Raw genomic sequence first — 21,852 nt, 5'->3', positions numbered from 1 at the left:
ATGACTGAACAGGTTGATAATACAGTTTGCCCGTTATGCCAGGCAAACAACCAATGTGGCGTGAATGCAGCTGAGCCTTGTTGGTGTACAAAAGAAAAAGTGCCAGCGGAACTGATTGAACAAGTCAGTGATGAATATGTTAATAAATCATGTATATGCAAAGCTTGTATCGAAAAATTTAATCTGGCAACCGCTAATATAAAAGAAGTTAAATAACGCTTTGTTGTAATAATTAAGGTTTTGCTGCTTTTTTTACGACTGTGTATATTTTATTTACGATTTTCCATTCACCATTATTTTTTAATAAAGAAAGATAATCGACATATTTCCAAGTGCCCATATCCCATTCAGCGCGAACTGATGCAGCATTTTCCTCAATATCTACTGAAATAATATGTGTAGTGTGTGTTCCTGGTTTTTCGGTACTAAAAAAGCCAAGAAAAGTTTTCATGTCATAAACCGCATGCTTTCCGTTTCTAATCCCTTGAACCCTAGCATCTGGATGAAATGCTTTAGCAACTACGTTAGGATCACCCAACAAGCTCCCTTCAAGGTAATAATTTACCGCTTTCTCCACCGCTGCAGCTTGGGCTTTATCCCCAGTATATTGGGTCTGAGCAATACTGCTAAAACTTAAAAATAAACAGAGTGATATTAATGCTAAGTTGATGGTTTTCATTTTTCATGCCTTTCGTAAAGTGGTTGGAGATAACAGAGCAGCGTTAATTTTTTAAAAATTGGCTGGGAGAAACGCCCATCTGCTTTCTAAACATATAAATAAATGCGGAACTTGATTCGTATCCTAAAAGCTCAGCAATGCTATTAATACTATCACCAAGGGACAAATGTTTGATTGTAATTTGAATGTTTAATCTTTGTCGCCATTCACTATAAGTAATATTGGTCTCTTTTTTAAAAACACGACTTAAGGTTCGTGGTGAAGCATTGACGAATTTGCCCCAAAAATTTAAATCACTTTTAAGGGATGGATGTTTTAATAAACGCTCAGTGATATTCGTTAATCGAGAATCTTTTGGATAAGGCAAAAACGTATCTAATACCTTTGCTTGAGATAACTTATCACGTATAAGGCGTAATAAACGGCCATCACTAGATTCCCACAAATAATCGTTTGAAATTTGCAAGCTTTCATTCATTAACGCTGTTAATAAAGGATCAACAGTTATAACTTGTGGATGAGTTGGTAAGTGCGTTGATTCTTCAGCGATAAAATAAAAAATACTCAGTTTTACTTCGGTTTTAGCAAGCAATTCATGTATCAGTTCGTCAGGAATAATAATCGCTTGCTGAGGCGGAATAAAATATCGACCATGCTCAGTAATAATGGCAAGTACACCTGAATGCACATAGATACATTGCGTTTGATGATGTTGATATTTATTGATACCTGCAAGTGCTGGTATTTCACGATGGAGTACCGAAATAGGAGGTAAAGTTTCTAGGTTTGAGTCAATTGTCATTTCATCTACAGTCGTTATAAAACTCTCTTAATACTGACGTTAAGTTTTTGCCATAACAGGCAAAAATTCAAGTTTTGGGGATAAAAACTACTATTTGTTCACATAATAAAGTTTAAAAAGTGATTGTATTCAATAGACAATAGTAATTACACTTTAACAAATTCTAAAAAAAGATAGCTCATAGGATAAAAAATGAGGAAGCAAATCGCCCGTTGTTTAACTTGGTCATTAGCATTGGCAAGCCATTGGGTATTCGCCGATGGGGAAACGATATATCAAGTGTCGTTTGATAATGCTGTGCATCATGAAGCAGAGATTTCTGCAACATTTACCGGTATTGAAAAGCAAGTGCTAGAAGTGCAAATGAGCCGTTCGTCCCCTGGTCGATATGCGATGCATGAATTTATTAAAAATGTCTACAAAGTTAGGGCGGTGAATAGTGTAGGGCAGCCGTTAGAGATTACTCGACCTAATCCATATCAATGGCACATTGCGGGCCATGATGGTGAAGTCACGTTTAGTTATACCTTATTTGGTGATAGGGCTGATGGTACTTATAATCAAATTGATCGCACGCATGCCCATCTAAATATGCCAGCGACTTTTGTGTGGGCGACAAACCACGAAGATCGAGAAATAAACGTAGAGTTTCGACCTTTCGATCCACGTTGGAAAGTAGCGACACAATTAGTAAAAGGCCAAGGAAAATATTCATTTACAGCGCCAAATTTACAATATTTTTTAGATAGCCCAACAGAATTAAGCGATCATCAAGTACGCAGTTGGCAAGTCAATTCTGGCGGCAAAACGCAAACCATTAAGTTAGCTGTTCACCACGACGGAATTGATGAGGATCTAGATAAATACACTGAAAAAGCCAAAGCGGTAGTTGAAGAGCAAATTAAAGTGTTTGGTGAATTACCGACGTTTGATTATGGCGAATATACCTTTATTGCATGTTATCTTCCACATGTTAGTGGCGATGGTATGGAACATCGTAACTCCACCATTTTAACTAATTCAACCTCGTTAGATGAAGCCGAATATAGTCAGCTAGGCACTTTATCTCATGAGTTTTTTCACGCGTGGAATGTCGAACGTATTCGTCCTAAAGAGTTAGAGCCATTTAAATACATTGATGCGAATATGACGCCAAGCTTATGGTTGGCGGAAGGGTTTACTACTTATTATGGCGATCTTATTTTAAAAAGAACGCAGGAATGGGACGAAGATAAGTACCTAGATAAAGTCGCAAGCATTATTAACCAAGCATACAACATGCGTGGTCGATTATATTTTACCCCTGAAGGCGCAAGTCAGTTAGCAACATTTACCGATGCTGGCGTGTCAAAAGATAGAACCAATTATCATAATATCTTTTTTAGCTATTATTCCTATGGTCGTGCAATGGGTTTAGCGTTAGATTTAGCTTTACGTGCACAGTTTCCGGGCAAATCACTAGATGATTACATGCGTCAACTGTGGCTTGATTTTGGCAAAACAGAAACTCCTTATTCTCGTGAGGATGCACTTGCTACACTAGTCAAAATTACCGGTGACCCACTATTTGCGGATAAGTTCTTTGCCGAGCATATTTATGGTCAAACCAAACCTGATTTTACCGCTTTGTTAGCGCCTGTTGGTTTAAAGCTGGAGCAAAAAGACGATGAAAGTGCATTTCTCGGTAAAGTGAATTTCAATTTCCGTGGTGAAGATGCAATAGTTAATAATACAATACTCGTTGGTAGCCCGCTATACCGAGCAGGGGTTGAGCGTGGCGATCAAATTGTTAAATTAGGCCGAAGAACTATTCGTAATAGTGAGTTATGGGATAAAGCGTTAGCACAGTTTTCACCAGGCGATGTAACGACTATAGAATACATTCAACGGGGCGAAACCGTTAAAAAACAAATCGCGTTTATCAGCGATCCAAGTTTAAAAGTCACTAAATTAGATGTTGAATTACTACTTGATACTCACCAAAGCTTCTTAGTTGATTGGTTAGGTGAAGATACTGTTGAAGAAGTTCAAGAAGAAGAACAAGCTTCGGTGCAACCTTTAGAACGGGTAAAAAACTAGTTGAGAGAAACTAGGGCGTGTTGATCTTTCAACAAAACACAAACAGCAAAGATCAATATGCCCTAGTATAGTTTTGCAAATCAAAGCACGGTAGATCATAGTATTGAATTGGCTGAGTTACATAATAAGAGGGTAACTGTGTAGCTCAAGCCAACTAAACTAACTCATATCATCGAAATAATAATTAAGGTATTAACCTTGTACTCACCTGAACAAATAGCACATTTAACCGCTGAACTCAGACATTCACTCGGGGATAATATCCCTTGGCAATACGAAGAAAAGTTAGCGATGATGCTCAGTGAATTCGCGCAAAATAAATCCGATGTTGTTTTAGCTAAATTAAGAAATACATTAACGGATGAATGGCACAGCAAAACCGTTAAAAAAATGCCTAAAGAATTAAAAACGCAATTAGGTAACTTAGCTAAACTGAGTAAAAATCAAAAAATTCTTGCTTTACCCGCACAAGAATCTTGCCCTGCCATCGTTGCATTATGGTGGCCTTGGGATCATGGTGGCACTTTTTCATTGCGGTTAAAAGTGTTAGAACAGAGTTATGATAATAGTATCAAACCCGCGACAGGTTTATTGTCATGGTGCAAGCATTTATTTAGTTAATTGCATTTTCAATTAATATTAATAGTTATAGCGTGAAAAATTAACCACTTATCGAAAACCGCTATAAAATCCCTTTATTAAAGCATAAAGTTTGTGGGTAACTTTTTGGATGGTGATAATGGCTAAACAACAACTTGTATGGGATTTACCCGTCAGAATTTTTCACTGGTGTTTTGTAGGCGTGCTTCTCGCACTTTGGTACACATCAGATCAAGATAATGGTTTGATTGAGCTTCATATTAAACTTGGCTACACCGCGTTAGGTTTAACCCTTTTTAGAATATTGTGGGGCTTTGTTGGCACTACTCACGCTAAATTTGTTAATTTTATTCCACGGCCTCATCAGCTAAAAATTTATTTTCAACAACTAAGAGCTGGCAAAGTTAAAAGCTATATTGGTCACAACCCTTTGGGTAGCCTTATGGTAATTTTTATCTTAATAGCAGTGCTACTACAAGCTACAAGCGGATTATTTATAAGCGATGATATATTTTCTGCGGGCCCATACAATGGTGTGTTAAGTGCAGAATTTGAAAAGTTACTTAAAATGGTTCACATCAATGGATTTAATATAATAGCGACATTGTCTGTGATTCATATTTTTGCGGTTTTTTACTATTTAATCATCAAAAAACAAAATTTGATAAAACCTATGTTTACCGGAAAAAAATTACTTGATAATGGCGATAACAAATATGGCATTAAGCATTCAAAATTAATGAAAGCTATCATCGTAGCGCTAGGTGTTGTTTTGTTTGTTTACTGGTTAGTTGTTATTAATGCACCAGTCATTGAAGAGTATTATTATTGATTCGTCAGTTTGATTAAGCTTAGTGTACTTATTGTTAATTGATATCGCCGAGGCGAAAAATGCCTCAGCGATTTACGGTTAACTAATCTTTTTTAAATACATCGTGACAACCGCCACATGTTTTACCTACGCCACCAATGGCTTTTTTAATTGCGCCTTCGTCGCCTGTTTTTACTACCGCCATTAAATGTGCCGACGATTTATTCAAGTCTGCAATCTTTTCAACAAATAAATCTCTTTCTTGCCACACTTTATTTAATGCCTCTGTTTTTACTTCATACTTTGAAGTGTCGGTACTAGTGTAATCAGCAATCATGAAAGAAAGTTGATTAATTCTTAAGGCGTGTTTTTCAATCGCTTTGACATCAAACGGCATTTTACCTTTTGCCATGCCACCTAGTGGTCCCATATTACTCCCCATCAATGCGAAGATTGACTGGCGTAATTCGGTGGCTTTCTTAGCATGTTTTTCTGATTTTGCTGGTTCTGCGGTTGCAATTGTCGTCGATAAAATTAAAGCACAAGCGAGCGATGTTTTCTTTATCAAATTCATGGTTTTTCCTTAAGTATAATCCTAGTTAGTAATAGCTTTACAATAATTAAAGTAAATTGAAAATTAAATGTAATTGGCATTATATAATAGGTTAATCATCGCATTTTCTCTTTATAAAAGGCAACAATACTTACGCTTTTATCGATAAATTCGATTAAAACACTAAAAATAATAGCTTTGCTTTTGTTGTGGTAAGTTACTTTAAAACAACAGCTTATGATTTTTGATTGTTTATTGGTTTCAATATCGAACCAAAATATCCCATTTTCGAACTGGTGATTTTTTAGTTAATTGTCAGCAGAAGTCAGCGGTATAATGATCATAATCGTTACCCCTTTTACTTCATTATTATGAAGTTCAATGACACCTTGATGATGCTCAATTACATTTTTACAAAAGTTTAAACCTATGCCTTGACCGTCAAATTTTGTAGAGTAATAAGGGATAAATAAATTACCTAAATGGTCAAATCCGTGTCCATCATCAATCAATTCAATAAGTAAATGTTGTTCGTGATTCGACATAATAATTTGGACATTTTTAGCTTCAGCTTCTTGAGCATTTTCGAGTAAATCGATAAACACTTGCTCGAATAAAGCGAGATCAACCCAGATAGTTTTAACCGCAATATCGAACGTCAAAGTTAATGCGTGAAAGGTATTTTTAAGCGAATCAGCAAGCTCAGCAATAGAAATATTTTGTCTGTTAATCTCTATATCTTCATTAAGTAAAGAATATCTGTCTATGAAATTGTGCAAATGTTGGCACCTTTCTGTGATGGTTTGCAACATTTGTCTATCACTGTTAAGTAAAGATTGATCCGCTAAAGTTTCTGACATCGATGATATCGGCGATAATGAATTTTTGATTTCTTGACTTAATACAGGAATAATTTTTTGCCAAGCAATTAATTGTCCTTCTCGTTGCGGGGTCTTGATATCTATAAACAGTAATAATTGATGTACTTGGTCTTGTTCTTGAATTTGGCTGTGTTTTATCTGCCAACGATGAATGCCAAGACGGTAATGCCAATTCGTACCATCAAAGCTCAGCCCTAATTGCTCTGCTGAAGCATGTAAGTAACTGTGCCATGGTTTTTCAAATAAAGAAGTACTGGCGTCGTTGGCAAAGCTGAGTTTTTGCGTTTGATTAAAAAGTAAAATGGGAATATCAAGCTGATTAATTAGTTGATAAACACGTAAAACTTGTTGGTCATAGTTTAATTTGTTTTTGAGTAAATGATCGCTTAATTGATTCAATTGTTGGTGGAAAGCTTTGACTTTGCCTTGTGAAAAAGAAGGTTTGGCGAATTGATTATAATCTTCTTGCTTTATCGCATCTATATGCAATTCTGCTCGGGTAAAAGCGCGCATCACGCGAAATTTAATAACTGCAATTGACCAAAATATAAAGAGTGAAAGGGCAAAAAGTGACACAATTATCCATTGCCAGTGAATACCTGCTTGCCATTGATATAAAGCGAGTAAAATTAAACTGGGAGATGCCAGGATAAGGAGCTTTATCGATAAGAATTTTTCTAACGAATTAATTTTTAGCAAGATCGTATTTCTCAACTCTGCGGTACATTGAAGATTTAGTTAACCCTAACAATTTTGCTGCTTGCGGGATATTGTTGTCAGTTTGTAAAAGTGCTTTTTGAATTAACGTGATTTCTGCATCTCGTAACGTCATTATTGGCAGCTCAATTTTAGGATTACTTGCGCTTAATCTTAAATCTTCGCAATCAAGCGCTTGGTTGCTATTTAAAAGTACCGCTCTTTCTACAAGTTGGCTCAATTCTCGAATATTACCAGGCCAATGATATTCTTGTAACGCCTGTTGAGCGCCTTGGGTTAATTGACAATAATCTCGTTGATACTTTTGACTGTACATTGCAATAAAATATTGCGTCAAAGGAATAATATCCTGAATTCTTTCATGAAGGGCAGGTACGGTGAGATGGGTTGTATTTAATCGCTTATAAAGCTCTTGATTAAATTGGTTATTTTTAATGAGTTGTTTTAAATCAACGCTAGTGCTACTTATTATTCGGCAATTTAAACGTTCGGTATTGCTAGAATTTAGCTTTTTAAAGGTACCGTTTGTTAATACCTGCAACAATTTAGTTTGTTGATTATTAGAGGCTCTGTCGATGTTTTGGAATAATAAGGTTCCTTTATCAGCTAAAGCTAAATAGCCAAATTGGTCTGTGTTTGTATCATTACAGCTAGCGTTAAACTGTCCAAACATTTCAACCTCAAAACGAGGATCAGTAATAGACTGCATATTTACTGACACAAAAGGCTGATATGTTTGTGAAGTTTGTTGATGGATGAATCGGGCTAATGTATTTTTACCTGTGCCATGGGCACCAGTTAATAAAATATTAGTGTCAGTAGCTGCAATGGTTTTTATCTTGTCAAATAATTGCAACATACAAGCTGAACGCCATGAATAATGCTCGGTGATGTGTGCGTTTGATTGTTGTTTAATTTTGTTATTTTCTGTTTGTAAACTAGCTAAAGTAAGCTGCTGTTCTACCTTATGTATTAGTTGCTTATTGCGCCAGGGTTTGTCAATAAAGTCGGTTGCACCTAGCTTCATTGCCTCTGTAACTAGTTTGAGATTATTCCATGAGGTCATGGCAATAACAGGAACAGAGATCTGGTTATTTTTGAGCCAAGCTAAAAATCGTAAGCCTTCTTCTCCCGAAGTAGAATCCAAACGGAAATTCATATCTAAGATAATTAAAGCAATAGTTGTTTTTTGTAGTTTCTGTTGCGCAACTTGAGGATTTTCGGCTTCAATAATTTGATACTGATGTGCTTCAAGTAAAATGGATAAGCTCATCCGAATATCTGCACGATCATCGACAACTAAAATATGGGTCATAAAGCTAAAATACCTTCGGATTTTACAACACGATTAACTAAAAAATCACAACTTGTACACTAGGTGATCCGTAATGAAACATCAATAACCCCGTTATTAATAAGCAAAACAACTTCTATGAATGTGCAATGTCAAAAAAACTTGCCGTCAACTGAGAGGATTTTTCTTGATCTGTGGCTTTAATGTCTCTTTATTTAAGTCATTTTACTTCCAGTTCCTTGCTCTCATTCAACTACATTTATTAAAAATGGCATGAATGTTTAGAAACTAATATCAGTACATACAGTTCCCTATAAATATATAAACATTAATAAATTTAATAACTGTTTGTTTTATTTTACGTTGACTAGCTTATTAATTTATAAAGGAAAATATAAACAAGGTATTTCGTTGTTAATTAAATAATGCCATAAAAGGGTAAATTTTATTAGGCGTTCAATATTTTAGTGTGTTACTGTTCATTAAAACAAACACTAAATGATCGATGAAATATACTATGGAAAAAGATAACTTACCTGTTGTTGGCATTTTATGTGATCTTGAACAAGTTGGGCCACATCCTTTTCATATGACAGGCAATAAATACATACAAGCGATTATTGATGCTGCCGGCTGTATTCCTATTCTCATTCCTGCAATGGCTGAGCAAACCCGTTTTGAGGATTTGTTAACATCTATCGACGGTATATTGCTACCTGGCGGCTATTCAATGGTCGACCCTTTGAACTATCAAGAAACTGAGGCTATTGAAGGTACGAAGCTAGATATAGCTAGAGATAAAACAAGTTTCGGGCTAATCAAACAAGCGATAACAAACGGTGTTCCTATCTTTGGCATATGTCGTGGTTTTCAAGAAATGAATGTTGCTTTTGGCGGTACTTTGCATCAACAACTTCATGAGCAAAAAATATTTCAAGAACACAGAGAAAATAAAAGTCTCTCCTTAGATGAACAATATGCTGATTGCCATCAAGTCAAATTAATGCCAGACGGTCAGTTGTCAAAAATAATGGAAACTGAGACAGTGAAGGTGAACTCTTTGCATACGCAAGGCGTTGATAAATTGGCGGATAACTTAACGATTGAAGCCATGAGTGAAGATGGATTATGTGAAGCTTTTTCAGTGACTAACGCTAAAGTATTTTCAATGGCGGTACAGTGGCATCCAGAATGGAAAGTAGCAAAAAACAATAAAAATAGAAAACTTTTTGCGGCCTTTGGCACCGCTTGTAAGGCTAGACAAACAGCGAGAAATAATAATGGATAAAATAATTCAATGGTTAGCAGAACATAACGTAAAACACGTGCAATGTTTGATAGGTGATCATACCGGCATTGCTAGGGGGAAAGTTTTTCCTGTTGAGAAATTTATAGAAGATGGCGGCTGCCGTTTAGGTGAAACCATTTTATTGATGGGAGCAACGGGTGATTTGGTGGAAAGTAAGTATCTATATACCTTAGCAGATGAACGAGATATTGATATGATTTTAAAACCAGATGCTAATGCTTGTTTTATGTTGCCATGGGCTGATGAACCAACAGCAATGATTATTCATGATTGTGTTGACCATCAAGATAAAGATATTGATTTATCGCCACGCAACCTATTAAAAAAGGTAGTAGAACTTTATGCAAATAAGGGGTGGAAGGCAGTAATTGCACCAGAAATGGAGTTATATTTAACGAAAACTACCACAGATTCAAATCAGATATTAGAAGCGCCATTAGGTCAGTCGGGAAGGGCAGAAATTGGGCGTCAATCATTTGGAATTGATGCGATTAGTGAATTTGATTTCCTGTTAAAAGACATCTACAAATGGGCTAAAGAGCAGGGCTTAGAGCTTGATATAGTGGTTCATGAAGAAGGGCGAGCTCAGTTCGAGTTTAATTTTAATCATGGTGACCCTATTAACTTAGCCGACCAAGTTTTTGTTTTTAAACGTACCGTAAAAGCGGCAGCGGAAAAACATGGCATTACCGCGACTTTTATGGCTAAGCCTATCTCTGATCAACCGGGCAGTGCTATGCATATTCATCAAAGTATTGTTCATATCGATAGCGGTAAAAATATTTTTTCTGATGAAAACAATGACTCAGGATTTAGTGAAGCGTTTTACCATTACTTAGGCGGTTTGCAAAAATACACTGGACAAGTCATGCCAATGTTCGCACCTAATGTAAATTCTTATCGCCGTTTTTTAGCAGACCAAGCAACACCAACTAATCTGCATTGGGGTATTGAAAATCGAACAGTAGGTTTACGAGTACCAGATGCCCCACCCATAGCGAAACGTGTAGAGAACCGCTTGCCGGGTGCGGATGCTAATCCTTATTTAGCCATTGCTGCTACGCTCATTTGTGGATATATCGGCATGATGGAAAAAACTCAACCGTCAGCAGAAACTTCTCATAAAGCTAATAAAGAGCGAAATGATCAAATCCCACAGAATATAGAAGCATCCATTGAGTTAATGAAAAACAGCGAAACGATTAGAGAGTATTTGGGGGAAAATTTCGTTGATGGTTTTTTGGCAACCAGACAAGCGGAATACAATAAATTTAAAAGTGTAGTAACTTCGTGGGAACGACATTATTTATTAACCACAGTGTAACGGGGGATTGAGCATGAGCGATACTTTAACAAATAAAGCGGCAAGCTTTAACGATATTCAAACCAAAGATATAAAACATCATTTCTCCCCTTTTAGCAATAATAAAGAGCTAGCTGAACATGGCTCTAGAGTGATCAATAAAGCCCACGGTGTTTATATTTATGATGACAATGGCAATAAATTACTTGATGCGATGGCAGGGCTTTGGTGCGTTAATATCGGCTATGGTCGTCAAGAATTAGTTGACGTTGCCACCAAGCAAATGAAAGAACTGCCTTATTACAATTTATTTTTTAAAACGACTCACGCACCTGCAGCAAAGTTAGCTGAAAAAATAGCCTCACTTGCACCTACGCATATGAATAAAGTATTTTTTACTGGCTCGGGTTCTGAAGCAAACGATACCATTTTTAGAATGGTGCGCCGTTTTTGGGATCTAAAAGGTCAGCCAACTAAAAAGCAGTTCATCAGTCGTAAAAATGCTTATCATGGTTCAACTGTCGTGGGCGCAAGTCTTGGCGGTATGGGGTATATGCATGAACAAGGTGATTTGCCGATTGAAGGCATATCTCATATTGACCAGCCTTATTATTTCAAAGAAGGTGGAGACGATACACAAGAAGCCTTTGGCATAAAAGCGGCACAAAGCCTTGAAACTAAAATTTTAGAAATAGGTGAGAACAATATAGCCGCTTTTATTGCTGAACCCTTTCAGGGGGCTGGTGGCGTAATTGTTCCTCCTGCAAGTTATTGGCCTGAGATCAAACGAATTTTAGCCAAATACGATATATTGCTAGTGGTTGATGAAGTTATTTCTGGCTTTGGCCGTACCGGTGAATGGTTTGCTAGTCAGTATTATGATTTAAAACCTGATCTTATGCCTATTGCTAAAGGCTTGTCTTCTGGTTACTTACCAATTGGTGGTGTCATTGTTGGTGACCGAGTCGCTCATACGTTAATTGAAAAGGGCGGTGATTTTAATCATGGCTTTACGTATTCAGGCCACCCAGTTGCAGCAGCAGTAGCACTTAAAAATATTGAATTATTAGAGTCTGAAGGGGTTATTGAGCGGGTTAAAAATGATACCTCACCTTATTTACAAAAAAGATGGCAAGAATTAGCTGCTCACCCTATTGTTGGCGAAACTCGTGGTTTAGGTATGGTAGCGGGTCTTGAGTTAGTTAAAAACAAAGACACCAAGGAACGTATAGCACCTGACGCTAAAGCAGGCGGTATTTGTCGAGATTTTTCAATGGCAAATGGACTTATTATGCGCCCTTGTGGAGATACTATGATTATTTCTCCGCCATTAGTGATCACCAAAGCAGAAATTGATGAATTAGTAGAAAAAGCAGTTAAAACCTTAGATGAAACAGCTAAGTACTTCAATTTACTTTAAAGTTATTCATATAAGCCGCTAAACATTAGCGGCTTATATGTTTTAAAAGCAATAGGTGAACGTTTATATGAATCAAGTTATCAAAAAACATTTTCATCAATGGGGTTATCAGGCATTTAAATACTTGGTGTATACCTTATTAGCGATCAATGTTTATTTATTTTTTCGAGAAGAATGGTTGGCAAGTAAAGTAGTCTTTGCTTCAGGCATAACGCTAGATAATATTATCGAAGCTTTTTCTTCAACAATTGATACCGCTGCATGGCTAGTTTTACTCCTTTTATTTGAGTTAGAAACCTATGTAATTGATGACTCAAAACTGGTTGGGGCTACCAAAAAGACAATCCATGGTATTCGCGCTTTTTGTTATATTTTTATCTTATATTCACTTTATGGGTATATGACTAAGGTTGGACTGATTGGCCAATTCGTACCTCATCAGATAACAGATATATGTAGTTTGGTAAAAGAATGGAAGTTTATGGAAACCCTCAATGTTTATAATGAGATAACCGCTGAAACTTGTAAAACCTTATCTACCGCTAATACAGCGTTTTATGCTCATACTCCTTTTAAAGTTATTGTTGATGCCAATACATTACAAGAGACAAAGATGTTAGCTTGGGTTGATCTATTAAATGCTTCAGCTTGGGTTTGTGTCGTGGTAATGCTTGAAGTTGATGTGCAAACTCAATTAGGTAATATTTCCAGTAAATTTTGGGAAAAATACAATCGATTCGTGAAAGTTACGATTTATAGTATTCTACTCATGGCTGCTATTTATTGGGGCGTAACAGGGAATTTCCTTGAATTTTGGGATGCTTTTTTATGGATTGTTGCATTTGTTTTAATTGAAATGAATATATTCGAATGGCAAGCAGAAGTTGCCGAGCGAAATAATCAAAGCAACATACGCTAATATTACTTAATTATTTGTATTTACTGGTTGCTATTGTTGTCGAACGAATAGCAGCCAGTGCAATCAAATCCTCAGAAGAAGTCACAATATTGAAGCTAAGTTTATTTGGTTTCATTTTAATCAAAAAAAGCAATGAAATTGTAATGAATAAAGTTGATGAATATAACATTCACTAAATGTGAACCGAGTGATTATTACTCAGTATTTACAGCAAAAATTTTCGAGACGATTTTATATCGATCTGAAAAAACTAACAGAAAGTGATAAGTTTCAAAAAATATATGACAACCATTTGCGCTGGTAAATTCATACTTTCACAAATAGCAGTGCGTTAGACGTCACTATTCATCAATATTCTTCATGAGCTTATGATGAATAAGCCTTGTACCTAAAAACACACTAACAACAACCAGCGGCACTGCAATACCGGTAACAAGTTTATGGTTCACTTCAACACCAAACGCACTAAATGAATTTAACGCCGTTTCAAATAACTGAATACCATAATAGCTAATCGCAGCAACTGACAAGCCTTCTACGGTTTGTTGTAAGCGCATTTGCACATGAGCCCAACGATTCATTGATTTTAGTAGTTTTTGATTTTGCTCTTGTAACATCATTTCAACACGGGTTCTAAGTAAGTCACTTGCACGGCTCACTCGGCGTGAAATATCCTCAAGATGGTTTGCTGCCGTTCGGCAGGTTTTTACGGCGGGTGTTATTCTTCGCATTAAAAATTCTTGTAAGGTCATATGACCCGAAATTTCATGCTCCTTTAGCTCATCCATACGTTGTAATACCACGTCATGATAGGCATTAGTGGCAGAAAAACGGTAGTTGCTTTGGCTACGAAAATCTTCAACTTTCGCAGCAATAGCCGATACTTGTGCCAGCAGTATTCTATCATCACTTGCATTGTCTTGTGCGATACAAGCTGTAACTTGTTTTAACTGTATATCTAGCTGATTTAACTCGCTGTTAATGGCTTGTGCTAAAGGCAAGCCTAACGTAGCCATTAAGCGGTATGTATCTAATTGCAACAGTTGTTGTATTAATCGTCCTAGCTGTTCAGCAGACAAAGTGTTTTCAAAAACTAAGAACCGCCCAAAACCATCATCATGCAATTTATAGGATGTCCAAACTTGCGCTAAACCATTGTATGGGGCACTTGCAATTAGTCGCATATTATCAAAAAACTGATTAATATTTTTATCTGTTTCACTTGTTTGAGGCTCAATAACAAGATGCAACGCGGCAACAACTTTTCCTGGCATGTGTTCAAGCCAATCGCTAGGCACATAGTCTATTGCATTTTTAACAAACGGCGAATTCGTTAATGGTGCTTCATGAATAATGGTATAGGTTTAATATTCCATATGACGTTCCCAACGCAAACGAAATAAACCAAAATTTTGATAAAAGCACGGCATAGTTGTGGCAGGGGTATTGACTTGAAATCGATTGCATAAAAGCGATAGAAAGCTATGTTCTGCATGCTTTAATTTACCTTCATGCTGGATAGCAATATGCGTAATTTGTGTAGGGTTTGATATTGACTGAAAAGGGCGATTATGCAACTCGTTATATAACGTTTCACGTAAAGGGTGGCTCGACATGGTATTTAATGTTGAATTAACTAAAGCTGTCATGATTTTGCCTTTATTACTATTATTTACGGTATTAATGGTTCAGTACGTTGATAAACGGATTTACCACTTAATATGGTTTTCATTATTTTTATCTTATGAGTGTTGCTTTAACCGAGCTCAAATCAGTATTTAGCTTTGACTACTAAATCGGCTTATTCTCATCTTTAAGACAGCCAATATTCCTCATTTGCCAGCGCTCGACGCAGGAAAAACTACCAAATAACATTGCCGTTTTTCGATTTGCTTGGCGTTAACATTTAACTATTAGATATTTTTTCATTTGAGTATAAGTTAAGCGATTATCGGGTTGTGGTTAAAAGGCATCTATCATTTTGTGATACATCATACCTAATGCGAGTAAAGGTGATCGCAAATGCCTGCCTCCAGGAAACGTCATATGTTTAACTTCATTAAAGTACTCAAATTCTTGAGAATTTCCGCTAATGGCTTGGGCCAATAATTTTGCTGCCATATGAGTCACATTCACACCATGGCCGGAATAGGCTTGAGCATAATAAATATTAGGAGTTAATCGACCTATCTGCGGTAAGCGATTAGCGCCAATACCTATCATCCCTCCCCATTGGAAATCGATTTTAATATTTGAAAGTTCAGGAAAAACCTTTAACATTTTTGGGTGTAATGCCGCTTTTATATCCTTAGGATCTCGACCTGAATAATTACACATGCCACCAAAAAGTAGGCGTTTATCGGCCGATAATCGAAAATAATCTAAATCAATTTTCATATCACAAACGGCATGGTTATTCGGTAAAATAGCTTGATGAAGGTCCTCCGGTAATTGTTCAGTGGCAATAATATAACTGCCTGCCGGTAGTATTTTTCCTGAAATTTTAGGAACTAATTCACCTAAATATGCATTTCCTGCCAAGATCATTTGTTTTGCTTTTACTCTACCATGTTCGGTATGAACAACGATTGTTTCACCTTTTTCTATCTTAATAACTTGTGAGTTTTCAAATAGCCTGACACCGAGTTCATGCGCAACTTTCGCTTCTCCTAAGCACAGGTTTAATGGGTGTAAATGACCACTACCTACATCGGTTAAACCTCCGATAAAGCGTTGAGAACCGACAACCTGTTGATGTAATTGTTGTTGATCTAATAACTCAACTTTTACTCCATAACTCCCTTTTGATAAGAGCTCATAGTCTTGCTCTAGACTATGCATATCTTTAGTACGAGTAGCTAAATCACAGTAACCCATGGTTAAGTCACATTTGATGTTATATTTAGTAATGCGATCAATAACCACTTGATTTGCTTCAAAGCCCATTTGGCTGATAGCATCAACGCCTTCATGACCGATTTGTTTTTTGAAGGCTGATAAGTCATGGCCTATGCCGCGGATCATTTGTCCGCCATTTCTACCAGATGCCCCCCAAGCAATTTTCTTAGCCTCTAACAATACAACATTAAATCCGCGCTCAGCTAATTCAACAGCGCTAGCTATACCACTAAAACCACCGCCAACAATACAAACATCCGCTTCAATAGCTTCTGACAAATGTGGATACGAGGATGCATGATTCATTGTTGAGAAATAGTAGGAATGTGGATAACTGTCGCTATGTATTGCTGACATTGTATTTTCCTTGTAAAATATAACACTTAAACCGTAAAATATATCAAACACATTAGCAAATTTAGCTCAAATGTCTAGATAAATGAGTAAAATATTGAACACAATTGCTTTATTTAACTGACGCAGATATATTGAGCTTAATTACCTAGCAAATACTTTTAAGGATATTGATTTGGACGTAGGTGCCCGACTAAAAGCAGTAAGGCTTTTTAATAATTTATCGCAACGTGAATTAGCTAAAAAGGCTGGTGTAACTAATAGTACAATTTCAATGATTGAAAAAAACAGTGTTAGCCCTTCAATCAGTTCACTCAAAAAAGTATTAAATGGCATTCCTATTTCTTTAGTTGATTTTTTCGCTGAAGAAGAATCTGAACTTACGCAACAAGTTATCTACTCTCCTGATGAGTTAATTGATATTGGTTCTGATGATGTTCATATGCACTTGGTAGGGAAAGCATTTCCTAATCGACAAATGACCTTTTTAGTTGAAACCTATCCCTCAGAAGCTGACACTGGTACAGAGATGTTAGAAAATGATGCGGAAGAAGGTGGTTACATATTAGAGGGGAAAATTGAATTAACTGTTGGTAATGAAGTTTTTGTATTAAGTAAAGGCGATAGCTATTACTTTGATAATAATAAACCACATCGTTTTAGAAACCCTTTTAAGAAAGTTTGCAAAATCATTAGTGCAACAACACCAGCAAACTTCTAATTTCTGCTTATTTTCCTTGTTAAAACTCAATAGATGAAAATCCATTGAGTTTTTTTCGCTGGGCATTCTTTTGATGAGGTTGATAAGTACCTTTTTAGGCGGTAATAAAAAGGCCTTTATCTAAACGATAAAGGCCTTAAATTTCAGCGGTGGGAGGTTTCCGCCTAGTAATTTATTAGAAAGAGTATTTAACGTTTATGCCGCCATTGATGCCGCGGCCAATGCCAAAGTTGCTAATACCTGTATCTGCAACACTCGCGTCGTAGTATTCTTCATCGGTTAAATTATCAATATAAGCTGATAACTTCCAACGGTTCTTTTCGACACTAAATTGCGCACCAATTAAGCCATAAGAGTCAAGTGCATAAATTTCGCTTCCATTCATAAACTCTTCACCCATTGTTTCACTTTGCCAAGTATAAGAAAGTTGTGCCGTAAAATCATAATCATCTTCACTAGCCCAATAATAACTTCCCAAAAAGCTAAAGGTTACATCTGGAGTCGATAATTTTTTACCCACTAAAGATTCACCACTTAAACCTTCACCCTCTTTTACTTCTGAATCTTGTATCGCCGTAGCAATAAATAACCTTAAATTGTCTGTTGGCAGGTAGGTCACGTCAAACTCAACACCCTTACCTTCCGCTTGACCAATGTTTTTAATTACTGCCCCACCATTTTGAGCAAACTGCCCTTGGAAATCTTGGTAATCATAAAAATACGCGCCAATATTGACCTTTACTGAGTTATCAAAAAAGTCACCTTTTAAGCCTATCTCATAGCTATCAACAATTTCAGGCTCAAAGCTTGCTAATTCAGAGCCTTGTGGAATTGCACCACCGTATAATTCTGACAACCAAAAGCCTTCATCTATTTCATCAATTACACCATCAGGCTCTCCACTAAACCATTCTTCATCTACATCCCAACCGGTCCAATCTTTATAATCAAGATTGAAGGCGAAGGTATTGTAACCACCTGCTTTGTAACCTCGGGAGTAGTTAGCGTAAAGATTGACATCTTCATTAAGTTGATGGCTCAGTGCGACACGCGGAGTAAACTCTGACCAATCTTGTTCAGCGTCAAGCCACTCTCCGTCGGTATGTCCGCCCACTAACCAATAATGTCCTAACCAGCCATCAGGCTCAGGAAGGTTTAGCGCGAATTCTTTTTTATCATAAGAGTAACGGCCGCCAATGGTAATGTCAGTTGCCTTAGACATTGACCATGTTACGTCACCATAAATGCCATAACCTGAGTTTGTACCACGAGCAAAAACTTCTTCACGCATACCCTTTACGCCGGCACCTGGAGCAGGAATTTCTCCGTATTCAACAAGCTCTGCAATTATTTCTGCATCGTAAACAGGATCTAAACCAAACCAACCATCAACCATAAATTCATGACAATCGGTATAGTAATTTTCTGGTTGGCTAGTATGAGAATCTAGTGGTTGCTCCCATTCTTCTAAATTAGGTAATTGTGCACAAAATGCATCATCGTCATAACCATTGTAAAAGTAAGATTTTACTTTTTCTTCGTAGACATTCACCCCAATAAACCAAAATATATCTGAATCAGTATTTGAGGTAATTCTAAATTCTTGGCTCATGTATTCATTGTCATCATTTTGAGAATAATTACCTAATGGCATAGCGGTACCATCGTAATCTTCTAAATAATTCCATTCATTGCTTTTAATCGCTGTTTGAGAAAAGAAAGTGACGCTGTCAAATTCATGAGTAAAATCAACCGTAGTAGCAAAGACTTCAGCAATATCGTGACCTTCCTCGCCTAAATCACTTGATACAGCTCGCTTATCGCCTTCAGTCCAAATTGAGCGCCAAACGCCGCCATCCATGTCACGATCTTCGTAATTAACACTTACTTTCAATAAGCTGTCTTGCCAACCGTCGTAAGTAAAATTGACTCGAAACGCGTCAACTTCTTTATCGCGTAAAGTACCGCCGACATTATTATCAATATAACTGTCTTGTGACTGGTGGTAGCCTGCAATACGGATAAAAGCATTATCACTTAGTGTTGTATTATATACGCCAGTGACTTCCATCATGTTGTCACTACCAATGCCAAAGTCGATACTTCCTTCTGTGTCGTCAATAGCTTCATTGGTATACATACTAATAGCACCTGAAGCCGCATTTCGGCCAAAGAGAGTACCTTGTGGTCCTTTAGCTACCTCTACACGTGACATATCAAAAAAGCTAGAAAGTGAGCCACCACTTCGACCTTGATAAACACCATCTAAATACAAACCAATTGAGGCATCACCACCTATGCCGTAATCTGCAGTTGTAATCCCACGAATACCAATGGTATCTATGTAACTGTCGTTATCACTACCACCATTTAAACCAGGGGTATATTTAGCTAAGTCAACCGCATTGGTTACATTGAAGTCATTAATGAAATCTTCACCAAAGGCACTTACTGAGACAGGTACATCTCTCAGTGTTTGTACTCTTTTTTGTGTAACGACAATAACTTCATAATCAGTCTTAGCTTTTTTTTCGACTGAGCTTTCATCATTAGCTTGTTCTGCTGCGATTACCCCAGAATTGGTTAAAATGGATGACACCGTTAGTGCGAGTAATGATTTACGATAATTCATAGACTTCTACTTTCCCTATTAATGTTAGTAATCACCTTCAGAAGGGTAGCTCTTAGGCGTTTTTATTGTTTTGTTATTATCGATAATACATACCGTGTAAAATAAATCAAACAAAAAACGCATATTTGTGTAATTTTTATTCGCCACCGTGTTGAGAATAATTTACTGTTGACATAGGGAAGTAGGGGGTTGTTGGTCTAGTATGTTGTTAAATAATGGTTTTATTGTTTGGTCTGAAGGGTTGGTTTGTATGGTGAATAAATTGTTCAGCAGTACGAAATCGTTTTATTTTTTTTACAAAAAACAAAAGTGCTTGCTCATTATTGATGAGTAAGCACTTAAATTAACATCGGTAGATTAAGAAAAACTAGTTAAGCTTCATCCAAGTTGCTTTAATTTCTGTGTATTTACTAAAAGCATGATGTGATTTATCTCGACCATTACCTGACTGTTTAAAGCCGCCAAATGGTGCGGTCATATCTCCACCATCCCACTGGTTAACCCAAACAGAGCCTGCTCGAATGGCTTTTGCCATTTTATGTGCACGTGAAAAGTTTGATGTCCAAATACCTGCAGCTAAGCCATAAGGGGTATCATTAGCAATTGCAACAGCTTCTTCTTCATCATTAAAAGTGATCACTGAAAGTACTGAGCCAAATATCTCCTCTTGGGCAATATCCATATTGTTGTTCACATCAGAGAATACTGTAGGGCTAATGTAGTAACCGTTTTCAATTGGCTCAACAGCTTCTCCGCCAATACTGAGCTTAGCTCCTTGTTCTTTACCGATGGAGATATAGTTCAATATGCGTTTATATTGGGTTTGATCAACAATGGCACCGACATTGGTCTTTGGATCTAACGGGTTTCCTGGCACCCAAGTTTTGACTGCGTTGACTACTTTAGCGATAAATTCATCTTTTATACTCGCTTCAACTAATAAACGTGTTCCTGCGGTACAAACTTCCCCTTGATTAAAGCAAAAAGCGCCAGCTGCAGCTTGTGCCGCCTCATCCAAATTAGGGGCGTCTGCAAAAACAATATTGGGACTTTTACCGCCTGCTTCACTCCATACACGTTTCATATTTGACTCGCCAGCGTAGATCATTAGTTGTTTTGCAATCGCAGTAGAGCCAGTGAAGACCAGCGTATCAATGTCCATATGTAGAGCAAGGGCTTTACCAATAATATGTCCATAGCCGGGCAAAACATTTAATACCCCATCAGGGATCCCCGCTTCTTTTGCTAAAGCAGCTAATTTAATCGCGGTTAACGGAGATTTCTCTGAGGGCTTCAAAATGACACTATTGCCGGCGGCGAGTGCAGGTCCTAGCTTCCAACTTGCCATTTGCAAAGGAAAATTCCACGGTACAATTGCAGCAACCACACCACAGGGTTCATGAGTAACCATGCCTAATTCATTATCCGGTGTTGGTGCTACTTCATCATAAATTTTATCTATGGCTTCCGCACTCCAACGGATACAACGAAGTGTGCCCGCTAAATCTACAGCTAAAGAATCAGCAATAGGCTTGCCCATATCTAATGTTTCTAAAAGGGCTAACTCTTCTTTATGTTGTTCAATTAAATCAGCAAATGCTAATAGAACGGCTTTACGTTTTGCTGGGGCGGCTTTTGACCAAACACCACTTTCAAATGACTGACGAGCAGCCTTTACAGCTATGTCAGCGTCCGCCTGTTCACAATAAGCGACATTGGTTAATTTGCGATTATCAATAGGACTAACGCTATCAAAGGTTTGTTTGTTCACCGCTTCAATATATTGTCCATTGATAAAAGCTCGGCCTTCTATCGATATTGTTTCTGCTCGTTGCTGCCAGTAAGCTAAATCTTTTATGCTCATCACAGACTCCTAAAGT

General features: G+C 37.1%; 17 protein-coding genes and 1 pseudogene. 9 read left to right on the top strand and 9 right to left on the bottom strand.

The annotated features are described in order from the left end of the window. Nucleotides 1–216 (top strand): cysteine-rich CWC family protein, encoded by a 216-nt coding sequence (locus RM573_RS09965; RefSeq protein WP_311581106.1) that lies wholly within the window; start codon nt 1–3, stop codon nt 214–216. Between the two features lie 16 nt (nt 217–232). Here the strand turns inward: RM573_RS09965 and RM573_RS09960 are convergent, their stop codons facing one another. Beyond that, entirely contained in the window at nt 233–679 is a 447-nt protein-coding gene (locus tag RM573_RS09960; protein WP_311581103.1) for a nuclear transport factor 2 family protein, read from the bottom strand. A gap of 43 nt (nt 680–722) precedes the next feature. Continuing rightward, entirely contained in the window at nt 723–1,481 is a 759-nt protein-coding gene (locus RM573_RS09955) for a helix-turn-helix domain-containing protein (protein WP_311581100.1), read from the bottom strand. Nucleotides 1,482–1,673: 192 nt separating this feature from the next. Here RM573_RS09955 and RM573_RS09950 point away from each other — a divergent pair, with 192 nt between their 5' ends. The 3 genes from RM573_RS09950 to RM573_RS09940 all read left to right on the top strand — a co-directional run bounded on the left by RM573_RS09950 (nt 1,674) and on the right by RM573_RS09940 (nt 4,992). Beyond that, the gene (locus RM573_RS09950; RefSeq protein WP_311581097.1) at nt 1,674–3,560 is read left to right on the top strand and encodes a M61 family metallopeptidase; all 1,887 of its coding nucleotides are present in this window, start codon (nt 1,674–1,676) and stop codon (nt 3,558–3,560) included. 198 nt (nt 3,561–3,758) lie between these two features. Further along, nucleotides 3,759–4,181, top strand: a complete 423-nt coding sequence (locus RM573_RS09945) for a hypothetical protein (RefSeq protein WP_311581093.1) — start codon at nt 3,759–3,761, stop codon at nt 4,179–4,181. Between the two features lie 118 nt (nt 4,182–4,299). Then, nucleotides 4,300–4,992 carry a cytochrome b/b6 domain-containing protein gene (locus tag RM573_RS09940; RefSeq protein WP_311581090.1) on the top strand — a complete coding sequence of 231 codons (693 nt, stop codon included), beginning with the start codon at nt 4,300–4,302 and terminating at the stop codon, nt 4,990–4,992. An 82-nt stretch (nt 4,993–5,074) separates the two neighbouring features. Here the strand turns inward: RM573_RS09940 and RM573_RS09935 are convergent, their stop codons facing one another. From RM573_RS09935 to RM573_RS09925, 3 genes are all read right to left on the bottom strand, one after another. Beyond that, nucleotides 5,075–5,545, bottom strand: coding sequence for a c-type cytochrome (locus RM573_RS09935; RefSeq protein ID WP_311581087.1), 471 nt, complete (start codon nt 5,543–5,545; stop codon nt 5,075–5,077). A 287-nt stretch (nt 5,546–5,832) separates the two neighbouring features. Continuing rightward, nucleotides 5,833–7,104, bottom strand: a complete 1,272-nt coding sequence (locus RM573_RS09930) for a sensor histidine kinase (protein WP_311581084.1) — start codon at nt 7,102–7,104, stop codon at nt 5,833–5,835. After that, nucleotides 7,091–8,437 (bottom strand): sigma-54-dependent transcriptional regulator, encoded by a 1,347-nt coding sequence (locus RM573_RS09925; protein WP_311581081.1) that lies wholly within the window; start codon nt 8,435–8,437, stop codon nt 7,091–7,093. The genes RM573_RS09930 and RM573_RS09925 overlap by 14 nt, the downstream gene beginning before the upstream one ends. Before the next feature lie 496 nt (nt 8,438–8,933). On the opposite strand from RM573_RS09925, the gene RM573_RS09920 reads away from it, so the two are divergent. From RM573_RS09920 to RM573_RS09905, 4 genes are all read left to right on the top strand, one after another. Further along, complete coding sequence (locus tag RM573_RS09920; RefSeq protein ID WP_311581078.1) at nt 8,934–9,704, top strand: gamma-glutamyl-gamma-aminobutyrate hydrolase family protein; 771 nt, start codon at nt 8,934–8,936, stop codon at nt 9,702–9,704. Continuing rightward, nucleotides 9,697–11,049, top strand: a complete 1,353-nt coding sequence (locus tag RM573_RS09915) for a glutamine synthetase family protein (protein WP_311581075.1) — start codon at nt 9,697–9,699, stop codon at nt 11,047–11,049. Before RM573_RS09920 ends, RM573_RS09915 begins: the two co-directional genes overlap by 8 nt. Before the next feature lie 13 nt (nt 11,050–11,062). Then, nucleotides 11,063–12,448 carry an aspartate aminotransferase family protein gene (locus tag RM573_RS09910; protein WP_311581073.1) on the top strand — a complete coding sequence of 462 codons (1,386 nt, stop codon included), beginning with the start codon at nt 11,063–11,065 and terminating at the stop codon, nt 12,446–12,448. Nucleotides 12,449–12,515: 67 nt separating this feature from the next. Then, nucleotides 12,516–13,367 (top strand): hypothetical protein, encoded by an 852-nt coding sequence (locus tag RM573_RS09905; protein WP_311581069.1) that lies wholly within the window; start codon nt 12,516–12,518, stop codon nt 13,365–13,367. Between the two features lie 341 nt (nt 13,368–13,708). Here RM573_RS09905 and RM573_RS09900 read toward each other — a convergent pair. Further along, nucleotides 13,709–14,983: pseudogene (locus RM573_RS09900) on the bottom strand (DUF3422 family protein). A 346-nt stretch (nt 14,984–15,329) separates the two neighbouring features. Continuing rightward, nucleotides 15,330–16,622: an NAD(P)/FAD-dependent oxidoreductase gene (locus RM573_RS09895; protein ID WP_311581066.1), complete on the bottom strand. Its 1,293-nt coding sequence runs from the start codon at nt 16,620–16,622 to the stop codon at nt 15,330–15,332. Between the two features lie 172 nt (nt 16,623–16,794). Between RM573_RS09895 and RM573_RS09890 the strand changes: the two genes are divergently transcribed. Next, the gene (locus RM573_RS09890) at nt 16,795–17,340 is read left to right on the top strand and encodes a cupin domain-containing protein (RefSeq protein ID WP_311581063.1); all 546 of its coding nucleotides are present in this window, start codon (nt 16,795–16,797) and stop codon (nt 17,338–17,340) included. Between the two features lie 175 nt (nt 17,341–17,515). Here the strand turns inward: RM573_RS09890 and RM573_RS09885 are convergent, their stop codons facing one another. Both RM573_RS09885 and RM573_RS09880 read right to left on the bottom strand, forming a co-directional pair. Next, nucleotides 17,516–19,972, bottom strand: coding sequence for a TonB-dependent receptor (locus tag RM573_RS09885; RefSeq protein WP_311581060.1), 2,457 nt, complete (start codon nt 19,970–19,972; stop codon nt 17,516–17,518). A gap of 367 nt (nt 19,973–20,339) precedes the next feature. After that, nucleotides 20,340–21,836 carry an aldehyde dehydrogenase gene (locus tag RM573_RS09880; protein WP_311581057.1) on the bottom strand — a complete coding sequence of 499 codons (1,497 nt, stop codon included), beginning with the start codon at nt 21,834–21,836 and terminating at the stop codon, nt 20,340–20,342. Nucleotides 21,837–21,852 lie beyond the last annotated feature (16 nt).

The organism is Thalassotalea castellviae (assembly GCF_031846185.1).
Taxonomy (GTDB): Bacteria; Pseudomonadota; Gammaproteobacteria; order Enterobacterales; family Alteromonadaceae; genus Thalassotalea_H; species Thalassotalea_H castellviae.
This window is presented reverse-complemented; position numbering and strand designations above follow the sequence as displayed.

Excerpts from the sequence above, each read along its gene's own strand:
- RM573_RS09905 (WP_311581069.1), top strand. The coding sequence starts at position 12,516 with ATGAATCAAGTTATCAAAAAACATTTTCATCAATGGGGTTATCAGGCA.
- RM573_RS09895 (WP_311581066.1), bottom strand. The coding sequence starts at position 16,622 with ATGTCAGCAATACATAGCGACAGTTATCCACATTCCTACTATTTCTCA.
- RM573_RS09950 (WP_311581097.1), top strand. The coding sequence starts at position 1,674 with ATGAGGAAGCAAATCGCCCGTTGTTTAACTTGGTCATTAGCATTGGCA.
- RM573_RS09910 (WP_311581073.1), top strand. The coding sequence starts at position 11,063 with ATGAGCGATACTTTAACAAATAAAGCGGCAAGCTTTAACGATATTCAA.
- RM573_RS09935 (WP_311581087.1), bottom strand. The coding sequence starts at position 5,545 with ATGAATTTGATAAAGAAAACATCGCTCGCTTGTGCTTTAATTTTATCG.
- RM573_RS09885 (WP_311581060.1), bottom strand. The coding sequence starts at position 19,972 with ATGAATTATCGTAAATCATTACTCGCACTAACGGTGTCATCCATTTTA.
- RM573_RS09940 (WP_311581090.1), top strand. The coding sequence starts at position 4,300 with ATGGCTAAACAACAACTTGTATGGGATTTACCCGTCAGAATTTTTCAC.
- RM573_RS09960 (WP_311581103.1), bottom strand. The coding sequence starts at position 679 with ATGAAAACCATCAACTTAGCATTAATATCACTCTGTTTATTTTTAAGT.
- RM573_RS09880 (WP_311581057.1), bottom strand. The coding sequence starts at position 21,836 with ATGAGCATAAAAGATTTAGCTTACTGGCAGCAACGAGCAGAAACAATA.
- RM573_RS09925 (WP_311581081.1), bottom strand. The coding sequence starts at position 8,437 with ATGACCCATATTTTAGTTGTCGATGATCGTGCAGATATTCGGATGAGC.
- RM573_RS09915 (WP_311581075.1), top strand. The coding sequence starts at position 9,697 with ATGGATAAAATAATTCAATGGTTAGCAGAACATAACGTAAAACACGTG.
- RM573_RS09920 (WP_311581078.1), top strand. The coding sequence starts at position 8,934 with ATGGAAAAAGATAACTTACCTGTTGTTGGCATTTTATGTGATCTTGAA.
- RM573_RS09965 (WP_311581106.1), top strand. The coding sequence starts at position 1 with ATGACTGAACAGGTTGATAATACAGTTTGCCCGTTATGCCAGGCAAAC.
- RM573_RS09955 (WP_311581100.1), bottom strand. The coding sequence starts at position 1,481 with ATGACAATTGACTCAAACCTAGAAACTTTACCTCCTATTTCGGTACTC.